24 protein-coding genes are annotated in these 11,774 nt (G+C 53.6%); all 24 read right to left on the bottom strand.

What is annotated here, in order from left to right:
• Nucleotides 1-50 precede the first annotated feature (50 nt).
• A complete protein-coding gene (rplQ, locus tag J9885_RS14190) occupies nt 51-434 on the bottom strand; it encodes a 50S ribosomal protein L17 (protein ID WP_005307999.1) in 384 nt (127 codons plus the stop codon).
• A 43-nt stretch (nt 435-477) separates the two neighbouring features.
• Nucleotides 478-1,467, bottom strand: coding sequence for a DNA-directed RNA polymerase subunit alpha (rpoA, locus tag J9885_RS14195; RefSeq protein ID WP_005307997.1), 990 nt, complete (start codon nt 1,465-1,467; stop codon nt 478-480).
• 25 nt (nt 1,468-1,492) lie between these two features.
• Nucleotides 1,493-2,113, bottom strand: a complete 621-nt coding sequence (gene rpsD / locus J9885_RS14200) for a 30S ribosomal protein S4 (protein ID WP_010672568.1) — start codon at nt 2,111-2,113, stop codon at nt 1,493-1,495.
• Nucleotides 2,114-2,153: 40 nt separating this feature from the next.
• On the bottom strand, nt 2,154-2,543 hold the full coding sequence (rpsK, locus tag J9885_RS14205) for a 30S ribosomal protein S11 (protein WP_005319702.1): 390 nt from the start codon (nt 2,541-2,543) through the stop codon (nt 2,154-2,156).
• A gap of 14 nt (nt 2,544-2,557) precedes the next feature.
• Complete coding sequence (gene rpsM, locus J9885_RS14210; RefSeq protein ID WP_005307991.1) at nt 2,558-2,914, bottom strand: 30S ribosomal protein S13; 357 nt, start codon at nt 2,912-2,914, stop codon at nt 2,558-2,560.
• Nucleotides 2,915-3,053: 139 nt separating this feature from the next.
• Nucleotides 3,054-3,167, bottom strand: coding sequence for a 50S ribosomal protein L36 (gene rpmJ / locus J9885_RS14215; protein ID WP_005319705.1), 114 nt, complete (start codon nt 3,165-3,167; stop codon nt 3,054-3,056).
• 27 nt (nt 3,168-3,194) lie between these two features.
• Entirely contained in the window at nt 3,195-4,523 is a 1,329-nt protein-coding gene (gene secY / locus J9885_RS14220; RefSeq protein ID WP_042652867.1) for a preprotein translocase subunit SecY, read from the bottom strand.
• Nucleotides 4,524-4,531: 8 nt separating this feature from the next.
• Nucleotides 4,532-4,969, bottom strand: a complete 438-nt coding sequence (gene rplO / locus J9885_RS14225) for a 50S ribosomal protein L15 (protein ID WP_005307987.1) — start codon at nt 4,967-4,969, stop codon at nt 4,532-4,534.
• Nucleotides 4,970-4,971: 2 nt separating this feature from the next.
• Complete coding sequence (gene rpmD / locus J9885_RS14230; protein ID WP_005307985.1) at nt 4,972-5,151, bottom strand: 50S ribosomal protein L30; 180 nt, start codon at nt 5,149-5,151, stop codon at nt 4,972-4,974.
• A gap of 6 nt (nt 5,152-5,157) precedes the next feature.
• Entirely contained in the window at nt 5,158-5,658 is a 501-nt protein-coding gene (gene rpsE / locus J9885_RS14235; RefSeq protein WP_043763317.1) for a 30S ribosomal protein S5, read from the bottom strand.
• A gap of 14 nt (nt 5,659-5,672) precedes the next feature.
• Complete coding sequence (rplR, locus tag J9885_RS14240; RefSeq protein ID WP_010672566.1) at nt 5,673-6,026, bottom strand: 50S ribosomal protein L18; 354 nt, start codon at nt 6,024-6,026, stop codon at nt 5,673-5,675.
• A 9-nt stretch (nt 6,027-6,035) separates the two neighbouring features.
• Nucleotides 6,036-6,569: a 50S ribosomal protein L6 gene (rplF, locus tag J9885_RS14245; RefSeq protein ID WP_010672565.1), complete on the bottom strand. Its 534-nt coding sequence runs from the start codon at nt 6,567-6,569 to the stop codon at nt 6,036-6,038.
• Nucleotides 6,570-6,582: 13 nt separating this feature from the next.
• Nucleotides 6,583-6,975, bottom strand: coding sequence for a 30S ribosomal protein S8 (gene rpsH, locus J9885_RS14250; protein WP_033115584.1), 393 nt, complete (start codon nt 6,973-6,975; stop codon nt 6,583-6,585).
• A gap of 19 nt (nt 6,976-6,994) precedes the next feature.
• Nucleotides 6,995-7,300, bottom strand: coding sequence for a 30S ribosomal protein S14 (gene rpsN, locus J9885_RS14255; protein ID WP_005331161.1), 306 nt, complete (start codon nt 7,298-7,300; stop codon nt 6,995-6,997).
• A 10-nt stretch (nt 7,301-7,310) separates the two neighbouring features.
• Nucleotides 7,311-7,850: a 50S ribosomal protein L5 gene (rplE, locus tag J9885_RS14260; RefSeq protein WP_005307978.1), complete on the bottom strand. Its 540-nt coding sequence runs from the start codon at nt 7,848-7,850 to the stop codon at nt 7,311-7,313.
• A gap of 13 nt (nt 7,851-7,863) precedes the next feature.
• The gene (rplX, locus tag J9885_RS14265) at nt 7,864-8,181 is read right to left on the bottom strand and encodes a 50S ribosomal protein L24 (protein WP_005307977.1); all 318 of its coding nucleotides are present in this window, start codon (nt 8,179-8,181) and stop codon (nt 7,864-7,866) included.
• Nucleotides 8,182-8,192: 11 nt separating this feature from the next.
• Nucleotides 8,193-8,561 carry a 50S ribosomal protein L14 gene (gene rplN / locus J9885_RS14270; RefSeq protein WP_005307975.1) on the bottom strand — a complete coding sequence of 123 codons (369 nt, stop codon included), beginning with the start codon at nt 8,559-8,561 and terminating at the stop codon, nt 8,193-8,195.
• Nucleotides 8,562-8,709: 148 nt separating this feature from the next.
• Nucleotides 8,710-8,958 carry a 30S ribosomal protein S17 gene (rpsQ, locus tag J9885_RS14275; RefSeq protein WP_005307966.1) on the bottom strand — a complete coding sequence of 83 codons (249 nt, stop codon included), beginning with the start codon at nt 8,956-8,958 and terminating at the stop codon, nt 8,710-8,712.
• Nucleotides 8,958-9,149 (bottom strand): 50S ribosomal protein L29, encoded by a 192-nt coding sequence (gene rpmC, locus J9885_RS14280; protein WP_005307965.1) that lies wholly within the window; start codon nt 9,147-9,149, stop codon nt 8,958-8,960. The genes rpsQ and rpmC overlap by 1 nt, the downstream gene beginning before the upstream one ends.
• On the bottom strand, nt 9,149-9,562 hold the full coding sequence (gene rplP / locus J9885_RS14285) for a 50S ribosomal protein L16 (RefSeq protein ID WP_010672562.1): 414 nt from the start codon (nt 9,560-9,562) through the stop codon (nt 9,149-9,151). Before rplP ends, rpmC begins: the two co-directional genes overlap by 1 nt.
• Nucleotides 9,563-9,575: 13 nt before the next feature.
• Nucleotides 9,576-10,289: a 30S ribosomal protein S3 gene (rpsC, locus tag J9885_RS14290; protein WP_005331168.1), complete on the bottom strand. Its 714-nt coding sequence runs from the start codon at nt 10,287-10,289 to the stop codon at nt 9,576-9,578.
• 3 nt (nt 10,290-10,292) lie between these two features.
• Nucleotides 10,293-10,637 (bottom strand): 50S ribosomal protein L22, encoded by a 345-nt coding sequence (gene rplV, locus J9885_RS14295; protein ID WP_010672561.1) that lies wholly within the window; start codon nt 10,635-10,637, stop codon nt 10,293-10,295.
• A gap of 10 nt (nt 10,638-10,647) precedes the next feature.
• Nucleotides 10,648-10,926, bottom strand: coding sequence for a 30S ribosomal protein S19 (rpsS, locus tag J9885_RS14300; RefSeq protein ID WP_005307960.1), 279 nt, complete (start codon nt 10,924-10,926; stop codon nt 10,648-10,650).
• A gap of 22 nt (nt 10,927-10,948) precedes the next feature.
• Nucleotides 10,949-11,770 carry a 50S ribosomal protein L2 gene (gene rplB, locus J9885_RS14305; RefSeq protein WP_010672560.1) on the bottom strand — a complete coding sequence of 274 codons (822 nt, stop codon included), beginning with the start codon at nt 11,768-11,770 and terminating at the stop codon, nt 10,949-10,951.
• Between the last annotated feature and the right edge of the window lie 4 nt (nt 11,771-11,774).

Genomic DNA, 11,774 nt, shown 5'->3' on the forward strand with positions numbered 1-11,774 from the left:
ATCAGAATCAATTAAAAGAAAAGCCGGGACAAGCCCGGCTTTTTCTTTTATCACTCAGCAGCTGCTTCAGCAGCGGCCGGGCGGTCTACCAGCTCAATGTAAGCCATAGGGGCGTTGTCGCCAGCACGGAAACCGCATTTCAGAATGCGAGTATAACCGCCGGCGCGCTCCAGGTAGCGCGGGCCCAGTTCATTGAACAGCTTAGCCACGATCGCGTTATCGCGAGTACGGGCAAATGCCAGGCGACGATTAGCAACGCTATCAGTCTTGGCAAGGGTGATCAGCGGTTCAACTACACGACGCAGCTCTTTTGCCTTAGGCAGAGTCGTCTTGATGATCTCATGACGAACCAGGGAGCTGGCCATGTTGCGGAACATAGCCTGACGATGGCTGCTGTTCCGGTTCAGTTGACGACCACTCAAACGATGGCGCATGACCTTATCCTTCTAACTAAATCTGTGAAACCCGTAATCTGGATTACTCGTCAGCGATGCTGGCGGGCGGCCAGTTCTCAAGGCGCATGCCAAGAGACAGACCACGGGAGGCCAACACGTCCTTGATCTCAGTCAGGGACTTCTTACCGAGGTTAGGAGTCTTAAGCAACTCAACTTCGGTACGCTGTACCAGATCACCAATATAGTGGATAGCTTCTGCCTTCAGACAGTTCGCGGAACGAACTGTCAGCTCCAAATCATCGACAGGACGCAGCAGAATCGGATCAAACTCGGGTTTCTCTTCTTTCTTCTCGGGCACGCTGACATCGCGCAGATCCACGAAGGCTTCCAGCTGTTCGGCCAGGATAGTGGCAGAACGGCGGATCGCTTCTTCCGGATCCAGAGTACCATTGGTCTCCATGTCGATGACCAGCTTGTCCAAGTCGGTGCGCTGTTCCACACGTGCCGCCTCTACATTGTAGGCGATGCGAACGATGGGACTGAACGCGGAGTCCAGCAGCAGGCGACCAATAGGACGCTCTTCGTCATCGTTGTGAACACGAGCAGAAGCAGGCACATAACCACGACCGCGCTGAACTTTCAGACGCATGCTGATCTCAGCATTGGCGCCAGTCAGGTGGCAGATTACGTGCTCCGGGTTTACGATCTCGACTTCATCACCGTGAGTGATATCACCAGCGGTAACGGGGCCTGTTCCAGACTTGGTCAGGGACAGAGTTACCTCGTCCTTGCCTTCCAGTTTCACAGCGATACCTTTCAGGTTGAGCAGAATTTCAAGAATGTCTTCCTGCACACCTTCTTTGCTGCTGTACTCGTGCAGTACTCCGTCGATCTCGACTTCAGTAACTGCACAACCGGGCATAGATGACAGCAAAATACGACGCAGGGCGTTGCCCAGCGTGTGACCAAAGCCACGCTCAAGCGGCTCGAGAGTCACTTTCGCGTGAGTCGGGCTAACTTGCTCGATGTCAACTAGCCGCGGTTTAAGAAAATCTGTTACAGAACCCAGCATTGTGTCCTCTCTTTAGAAGCTAGCTTTACTTGGAGTAAAGCTCGACGATCAGCTGTTCGTTAATGTCGGCAGACAGGTCGGAACGCTCCGGCAGGCGCTTGAAGGCACCTTCCATCTTAGCAGCGTCAACCTCTACCCAAGTCGGCTTCTCGCGCTGACCAGCAACTTCCAGGGAAGCTTTGATACGCGCTTGCTTCTTAGCCTTCTCGCGAACGCAGATCACGTCCTCAGGGGATACCTGGAAAGAAGGAACATTCACAACGCGGCCGTTTACCATGATGGCTTTGTGGCTCACCAGCTGACGAGACTCAGCACGAGTGGCGCCGAAGCCCATGCGGTAGACGACGTTGTCCAGACGACCTTCCAGCAGCTGCAACAGGTTTTCACCGGTGTTACCCTTTTGACGGGCAGCGTCGCGGTAGTAGTTGCGGAACTGTTTTTCCAATACGCCGTAGATACGACGTACTTTTTGTTTCTCGCGCAGTTGCACGCCGTAGTCGGACAGACGCGCTTTACGCGCACCGTGTTGACCCGGAACAGTGTCAATCTTGCACTTAGAATCAATCGCACGAACACCAGACTTCAGGAAGAGGTCGGTGCCCTCACGACGGCTAAGCTTAAGCTTAGGACCGATATATCTTGCCATCTTCTTTCTCCAACAATCCTAGACCAAGTAGCTAAACGCGTTACACGCGGCGCTTCTTGGGAGGACGACAACCGTTGTGCGGGATCGGAGTCACATCAGTAATGTTAGTGATGCGGAAACCAGCCGCGTTCAGAGCGCGGATGGAGGACTCACGACCGGGACCCGGACCTTTGACCATGACTTCCAGGTTCTTCACGCCGTATTCTTTGGCGATCTCACCAGCACGCTCAGCAGCTACCTGGGCAGCAAACGGAGTGGACTTACGGGAACCACGGAAACCGGAACCACCAGAGGTAGCCCAAGACAGAGCGTTGCCCTGACGGTCAGTAATGGTCACGATTGTGTTGTTGAAAGATGCATGAACGTGCGCAATACCGTCGCTCACTTGCTTTTTAACGCGCTTGCGAGCACGAGTCGGAGTTTTAGCCATTTTCTACCTTCCCGTTACTTCTTGATAGCCTTGCGCGGACCCTTACGGGTACGAGCGTTGGTCTTGGTACGTTGACCACGAACAGGCAGGCTACGACGGTGACGCAAACCACGGTAGCAACCCAGATCCATCAAACGCTTGATGTTCATGGAAATCTGACGACGCAGGTCACCTTCAACGGTGAATTTACCTACTTGTTCACGCAGACTCTCGATCTGAGCTTCGTCCAGGTCTTTAATTTTCACATTCTCAGCGATACCGGCTGCGGCACAGATGGCCTTGGAGCGGGTACGACCGACGCCATAAATAGCAGTCAACGCGATGACTGCATGCTTATGGTCAGGAATGTTAATGCCAGCGATACGGGCCACTATTCACTCCTACATATAGTAGATTACGACCACCACAAAGCCCGTGAGCGGATACGTGGCGGTCAACCAATACACAACAAAAGTTGGCTGGCTATATTAGCCAGCACAACTATTTGTTGCAAGTACTAACCGTAAAAAATTAGCCTTGGCGCTGTTTATGCTTTGGCTCGCTGCAAATCACACGCACCACACCGTGACGCTTGATGATTTTGCAGTTACGGCAGATTGCCTTAACGGAAGCACGAACTTTCATTGCTTAACTCCGTAACTACGCCGACCTTTAGCGGCCGTAGCCCTTCAGGTTGGCCTTCCTCAGGACGTCGCCATATTGATGAGACATCATATGGGTCTGAACCTGAGCCATGAAGTCCATGATAACTACCACAATAATCAGCAGCGAGGTGCCGCCGAAGTAGAACTGTACGTTCCAAGCAGTCATCAGGAACTGGGGTACCAGACAGATAAAGGTAATATAGAGCGCACCTGCCAATGTCAGGCGAGTCATAACCTTATCGATGTAACGTGCTGTCTGCTCGCCCGGGCGGATCCCCGGGATAAAGGCTCCACTCTTCTTCAGGTTATCTGCTGTCTCGCGTGGATTGAAGACCAGCGCGGTATAGAAGAAGCAGAAGAAGATAATGGCTGCTGCATAGAGCATCTCGTACAAGGGCTGACCCGGCTGCAGGACCATAGAGACCTGTTGCAGAACATCAGCGACCTTGCCCTCACCCTGACCAAACCAGGAGGTAATGGTCCCCGGGAAGAGGATGATGCTGGATGCGAAAATCGCAGGAATCACACCGGCCATATTCACTTTCAACGGCAGGTGTGTGCTTTGCGCGGCGAATACCTGGCGGCCCTGTTGACGCTTGGCATAGTTCACGACGATACGACGCTGACCACGCTCCACGAACACCACAAAGTAAGTCACTGCGAAAACAATCAAGCCCAGCAACAACAACAGCAGGATGTGCAATTCCCCTTGACGTGCCTGTTCGGCCGTAGCGCCAATGGCATGAGGCAGACCGGCAACGATACCTGTGAAGATAATCAACGAGATACCATTACCAATCCCACGCTCGGTAATCTGTTCACCCAACCACATCAAGAACATGGTACCGGTGACCAGACTCACAACGGCTGTGAAATAGAAGCCCAAACCCGGATGAGTCACGAGTCCTTGCATCATATTCGGCAGACCGGTTGCAATACCAATGGCCTGGAACGTTCCCAAAACCAGCGTGCCCCAACGGGTATATTGGCTAATCTTGCGACGGCCGGATTCACCCTCTTTCTTGAGTTCAGCAAGAGCAGGATGAACCACAGTCAGCAGCTGGATAATGATCGACGCCGAAATGTACGGCATGATCCCCAGCGCAAGAATAGAAGCACGCGAGAGTGCACCACCACTGAACATGTTGAACATCTCAATGATGGTGCCCTTCTGTTGTTGGAACAACTCGGCCAGTACGGCGGCGTCAATACCAGGGATCGGCACATAAGAGCCTGCACGGAACACGATAATTGCCCCGAGAACGAAGAGCAGACGGCTCTTCAGTTCGCTCAGACCACCTTGTGCTTTAACATCCAATCCTGGTTTCTTAGCCATTGTACTGATTATTCCTCGATTTTACCGCCAGCGGCCTCGATGGCTGCACGTGCACCCTTGGTGACGGACAGACCACGAACGGTCACAGCACGGTCAATGTTGCCAGACAGAACAACTTTAGCGAACACGATGTTCTTGGTAATAACACCGGCTTGCTTCAGAGTGCTCACGTCGACCACATCACCTTCTACCAGGGCGATTTCGTTCAGGCGCACTTCGGCAGAAACCAAAGATTTGCGAGAGAAGAAACCGAACTTCGGCAGACGGATTTTCAAAGGCATCTGGCCACCTTCGAAACCGTTGCGGACCTTGCCGCCACCGGAACGAGAGGTTTGACCTTTAACACCACGACCACCGGTCTTGCCCAGACCAGAACCGATACCACGGCCCGGACGGTGCTTAACGCGCTTGGAGCCAGCGGCCGGAGACAGAGTATTCAGACGCATGCTTAGCCCTCCACCTTAACCATGTAATAAACCTGGTTGATCATGCCGCGTACGCAGGGAGTATCTTCCAGCTCAACGGTGTGACCAATGCGACGCAGACCCAGACCACGCAGAGTCGCCTTGTGCTTTGGCAGACGGCCGATAGAGCTGCGAGTTTGAGTTACTTTTACAGTGTTAGCCATGTCGCATTACCCCAGAATTTCTTCAACGCGCAGACCACGCTTGGCAGCGATCTGTTCCGGTGATTGACCGTGAACCAGAGCGTCTACAGTTGCGCGAACAACGTTGATCGGGTTGGTGGAACCGTAGGTCTTGGCCAGCACGTTGTGGATACCGGCAACTTCCAGAACGGCACGCATAGCGCCGCCTGCGATGATACCAGTACCTTGGGAGGCCGGCTTCATGAACACGGTGGAACCGGAGTGAACACCTTTCACCGGGTGGTGCAGGGTGCCGTTGTTCAGTTCTACCTTGCTCAGGTTACGCTTAGCCTGTTCCATCGCCTTTTGAATGGCGGCCGGAACTTCACGGGCCTTACCGTAACCGTAACCTACACGGCCGTTACCATCGCCCACCACGGTCAACGCGGTGAAGGACATGATACGACCACCTTTAACAGTTTTCGAAACACGGTTTACTGCAATCAGCTTTTCTTGCAGTTCGCCGGCTTGAGATTCGACTTTAGCCATCTTCGACTCCTAGCTTAGAACTGAAGACCAGCGTCACGAGCAGCGGCAGCCAGAGCGGCTACACGACCGTGATACTTGAAACCGGAACGATCGAAAGATACGTTCTGAACGCCTTTGGCAATGGCACGCTCAGCGATAGCCTTGCCTACAGCGGTAGCAGCGTCTGCGTTACCGGTGTATTTCAGAGCTTCACTGATGGCCTTCTCTACTGTGGAAGCAGAGGCCAGAACTTCGGAACCGTTGGCTGCAATAACCTGCGCATAGATATGACGCGGGGTACGGTGAACAACCAGACGGGTAGCTCCCAGTTCCTGCATCTTTTTCCGAGCACGAGTAGCACGACGGAGACGAGCTGCTTTCTTGTCCATAGTGTTACCTTACTTCTTCTTAGCTTCTTTAGTACGCACTTGCTCGTTGGCATAGCGTACACCCTTGCCCTTGTAGGGCTCCGGAGCGCGGTAAGCACGGATATCGGCGGCGACTTGGCCAACCAGCTGCTTGTCCACACCACGCAGAACGATTTCGGTGGCGGACGGACATTCAGCGGTGACACCAGCCGGCAGCGCATGCTCTACCGGGTGAGAGAAGCCCAGTGCCAGCGCAACAGCATTGCCCTTGATGGAGGCTTTGTAACCTACACCAACCAGCTGCAGCTTGCGCTCGAAGCCTTGGGTAACACCGACTACCATGTTGTTGACCAATGCACGGGCAGTACCGGCCTGAGCGTCAGCACCAGCGATGCCGTCGCGCGGGGCGAACTTCAGTACATTGTCTTCTTTGGTCACTTCTACACCGGCGTGGATGGAACGAACCAGGGAACCTTTACCACCTTTGATGGACAGTTCCTGACCGTTCAGAGTCACCTCTACGCCAGCAGGAATAGTGACGGGTGCCTTAGCAACGCGAGACATTTCCGACCTCCTATTAGGCGACGTAGCAGATGATCTCACCACCCATGCTTGCCTTGCGAGCAGCACGGTCGGTCATCACACCTTTAGACGTGGACACGATTGCAACACCGAGACCGCCCATGACTTTCGGCAGATCAGTAGTGCGCTTGTAAATACGCAGGCCGGGACGGCTCACGCGTTGGATCAGTTCTACAACCGGCTTGCCCTGGAAATATTTCAGTTCAATTTCCAGTTCCGGTTTCACGTCACCAGCTACGGTGTAGCCAGCGATGTAACCTTCTTCTTTCAGCACTTTGGCGATAGCCACTTTCAGCTTGGAAGAAGGCATGGAAACCGCAACTTTGCTCGCCGCCTGACCGTTACGGATGCGGGTCAGCATATCCGCGATCGGATCTTGCATGCTCATAGTCTAACTCCCGAGATTCTTACCAAGAGGCCTTTTTGAGGCCCGGAATTTCGCCCTTCATGGCATGCTCACGCACCTTGATGCGAGAGAGGCCAAACTTCCGCAGGAAACCGTGCGGACGACCAGTGATGTTGCAACGGTTACGCTGGCGGGACGGACTGGAATCACGGGGCAGCTGTTGCAGTTGCAAGACAGCATCCCAACGCGCTTCTTCAGAAGCGTTCATATCAACGATGATAGCTTTCAGCTCGGTACGCTTGGTCGCGAACTTGGCTGCCAGCTTCGCACGCTTTGCTTCACGTGCTTTCATGGATGTTTTAGCCATAACCCTAACCTTACTTGCGGAATGGGAAGTTAAAGGCAGCCAGCAGAGCACGGCCTTCTTCGTCGGTATTCGCGGAAGTGGTGATGGTGATATCCAGACCACGGACGCGATCGACCTTGTCATAGTCGATTTCCGGGAAGATGATTTGCTCACGCACGCCCATGGAGTAGTTACCACGGCCATCGAACGCCTTGGCGTTCAGACCACGGAAGTCACGGATACGCGGTACGGAGATGCAAATCAGCCGTTCCAGGAACTCCCACATACGCTCGCCACGCAGGGTTACTTTACAACCTATCGGGTAGCCTTCACGAATCTTGAAGCCCGCAACAGATTTGCGTGCTTTGGTGATCAGCGGCTTCTGACCGGAAATGGCAGCCATATCGGCAGCAGCATTTTCCAGCAACTTCTTGTCAGAGATCGCTTCACCAACACCCATGTTCAGGGTGATTTTCTCGATCCGAGGGACTTGCATGATAGTCTTGTAACCGAACTGCTTGGTCAGTTCATTTACTACATCGGATTTGTAGTAATCATGCAGTTTCGCCATCGTTAAACTCCAATTACTTCACAAGTTCGCCGGTGGATTTGAAGAAACGAACTTTCTTGCCGTCTTCAATCCGGAAACCAACGCGGTCAGCCTTGCCAGTGGCAGAGTTGAACAGCGCTACGTTAGATACATCGATGGGGGCTTCTTTGGTGACGATACCGCCAGCCTGACCCAGTGCGGGTACCGGCTTCTGGTGTTTCTTCACCTGGTTGATGCCTTCCACGATTACCTTACCTTTGGCAATCAGAACTTGAGTGACTTTGCCACGCTTGCCCTTGTCTTTGCCGGTAAGAACAATTACTTCGTCTTCGCGACGGATTTTAGCTGCCATCGTTCGACTCCTTACAGTACTTCGGGTGCCAGGGACACAATCTTCATGAACTTCTCATTACGGAGTTCACGGGTCACCGGGCCAAAAATACGAGTACCGATCGGCTGCTGGTTGTTGTTAAGCAACACAGCCGCATTGTTGTCGAAACGGATGACAGAGCCGTCCGGACGACGAACGCCTTTACGGGTGCGTACGACCACCGCGTTATACACATCACCTTTCTTCACTTTACCGCGAGGAATGGCTTCCTTGATAGAAACCTTGATGATGTCGCCGATGCCGGCGTAACGGCGGTGCGAACCACCCAGAACCTTAATACACATTACACTGCGAGCGCCGGAGTTGTCGGCAACACCCAGCATACTTTGCATCTGGATCATCTTAGTGCTCCGCTTTGTTTACTTCTTATCCCTCTCGGGATCTGGCTGCCTTCAAAAGGCGCGAAACTATAACACAGCTATTTTTGAAAAGGTAGCCTAAAAAACAAACGGCCCCGATGGGGGGCCGTTTGGGTTATAAAGTACCGAATTAGGCCTTTTCTACGACAGCAACCAGGGTCCAGGACTTGGTCTTGGACAGCGGGCGGCACTCGCGGATTTCCACGAGGTCGCCAGCCTTGCACTCGTTGTTCTCGTCATGCACGTGCAGCTTGGTAGTACGCTTGATGATCTTACCGTAGATCGGGTGCTTTACCTTGCGCTCGATAGCAACAGTGATGGACTTGTCCATCTTGTCGCTGATTACACGACCTTGCAGAGTACGGATCTTGTCAGTCATTACGCACCTGCCTTCTCAGTCAGTACAGTCTTGATACGTGCGACGTCACGACGCACTTGTTTCAGAGTGTGAGTCTGAGCCAGTTGGCCGGTGGAAGCTTGCATGCGCATGTTGAATTGCTCACGCAGCAGACCCAGCAGCTCCTGGTTCAGTTCTTCGACGCTCTTTTGACGCAGATCTTGGGCTTTCATCACATCACCGTCTTAATTACGAAAGTGGTCTGAACGGACAGCTTAGCTGCGGCCAGGGCAAACGCTTCACGCGCCAGAGCCTCAGGTACACCATCCATCTCGTACAGAACCTTGCCAGGCTGGATCGGGCAAACCCAGTATTCCACGTTACCCTTACCTTTACCCATACGAACTTCGAGGGGCTTTTCGGTAATGGGCTTGTCCGGGAACACACGGATCCAGATCTTGCCTTGACGCTTAACGTGACGGGTCATGGCACGACGGGCTGCTTCGATTTGACGAGCAGTCAGTTGACCACGAGATGTCGCCTTCAGGCCAAAGGTACCGAAGGATACTTCGTTACCGGCATTGGCCAGACCGCGGTTACGACCCTTGTGGGTCTTGCGGAATTTAGTACGCTTAGGTTGCAACATTTACCGAATCTCCTTACTTAGCAGCGCGGCGCTTGTTGTCACGCTTGGGCTTTGCAGGAGCTTGCTCTTGAGCAGCGGCAGCATTGACTGCAGCCAGACCGCCCAGAACTTCGCCCTTGAAGATCCAAACTTTAACGCCGATCACACCGTAAGTGGTGTGGGCTTCAGAAGTTGCGTAGTCGATATCGGCACGCAGGGTGTGCAGGGGCACACGACCTTCACGGTACCATTCGGTACGCGCGATTTCAGCGCCGCCCAGACGACCGGATACTTCTACCTTGATGCCCTTGGCACCCAGACGCATGGCGTTCTGTACGGCACGCTTCATAGCGCGGCGGAACATAACGCGACGTTCCAGCTGAGAAGTAATGCTGTCGGCAACCAGTTTGCCATCCAGCTCCGGCTTGCGGACTTCGGAAATGTTGATCTGAGCAGGCACGCCAGCAATAGCGGCTACAGCTTTGCGCAGTTTTTCAACGTCTTCGCCTTTCTTGCCGATCACGACACCCGGACGAGCGGTGTGAATGGTCACACGGATGCTCTTGGCCGGACGCTCGATGGTGATCTTGGACAAGGAAGCGTTTTTCAGCTCCTTGGTCAGGAACTGGCGTACTTGGAAATCGCTGTACAGGTTGTCAGCGAAGTCTTTGGTGTTCGCGAACCAGGTAGAATTCCAAGGCTTGGTAATACCCAGGCGAATGCCATTAGGATGTACTTTCTGACCCATTGCTTATCTCCCAGCCTTAGCGTCGGATACCACTACAGTGATGTGAGCGGTACGCTTGAGGATACGATCCGCGCGACCTTTGGCACGCGGGCGGATGCGCTTCATGGAGGGACCTTCGTCTACCATGATGGTGGCAACACGCAGGGTGTCGATATCGGCACCTTCGTTGTGCTCAGCGTTGGCAATGGCAGATTCCAGCACTTTCTTCACCAGAACTGCAGCCTTTTTCGGGCTGAAGGTCAGGATGTTCAGAGCCTTGTCTACGGACAGACCACGTACTTGATCGGCTACCAGACGAGCTTTCTGGGCAGAAGTACGGGCATAACGGTGTTTAGCGATAGCTTCCATCATTTATCCCTTAGCGCTTCTTAGCCTTCTTATCAGCAGCATGGCCGCGATAAGTACGAGTCGGTGCGAATTCACCCAGTTTGTGACCGATCATTTCTTCGGTAACGAAAACCGGAACGTGCTGACGACCATTATGGACAGCGATGGTCAAACCGATCATGTTCGGGATGATCATTGAACGACGGGACCAGGTCTTAACCGGCTTTTTATCCCCGCTTTCCACCGCTTTCTCTACCTTCTTCAGCAAGTGCAGGTCGATAAATGGACCCTTCTTGAGAGAACGTGGCATGGTGATTCCTCTATGTTAACAATTACTTGTTACGACGACGTACGATGTACTTGTCGGTACGCTTGTTCTTACGGGTCTTGAAGCCCTTAGCCTTCTGGCCCCATGGGGACACAGGCTGCATGCCCTTGTTACGACCCTCACCACCACCGTGCGGGTGATCAACCGGGTTCATCGCCATACCGCGAACGGTCGGACGAATACCACGCCAGCGGTTTGCACCGGCTTTACCCAGTTGACGCAGCATGTGCTCGGAGTTACCCACTTCACCGATGGTAGCGCGGCACTCGGCCAGAACTTTACGTACTTCGCCGGAACGCAGACGCAGAGTTACATAGTTACCTTCACGAGCCAGGATCTGGATGAAAGTACCAGCGGAACGAGCCAGCTGGGCACCTTTACCAGGCTTCATCTCAACGGCGTGAACGGTAGAACCGACCGGGATGTTGCGCATCGGCAGGGTGTTACCCACCTTGATGGCAGCATCAGCACCAGAGGCGATTGCATCACCAGCTTTCAGGCCTTTCGGAGCCAGGATGTAACGACGCTCACCGTCTGCATACAGCACCAGGGCGATGTTTGCGGTACGGTTAGGATCGTATTCCAGACGCTCAACTTTGGCCGGAATGCCGTCTTTGTCGCGCTTGAAGTCGATCAGACGGTAGTGTTGCTTGTGACCACCACCGATGTGACGGGTGGTGATGCGGCCGTTGTTGTTACGGCCACCGGACTTGCTTTTGCTGTCCAGCAGAGCGGCGAAGGGCTTGCCCTTGTACAGCTCTTGGTTGACGATCTTGACGACGTGACGGCGGCCCGGAGAAGTAGGCTTGCACTTAACGATTGCCATTTTT

The sequence above is a fragment of the Aeromonas sp. SrichE-2G genome (assembly GCF_017939565.1).
Classification (GTDB): Bacteria; Pseudomonadota; Gammaproteobacteria; order Enterobacterales; family Aeromonadaceae; genus Aeromonas; species Aeromonas taiwanensis.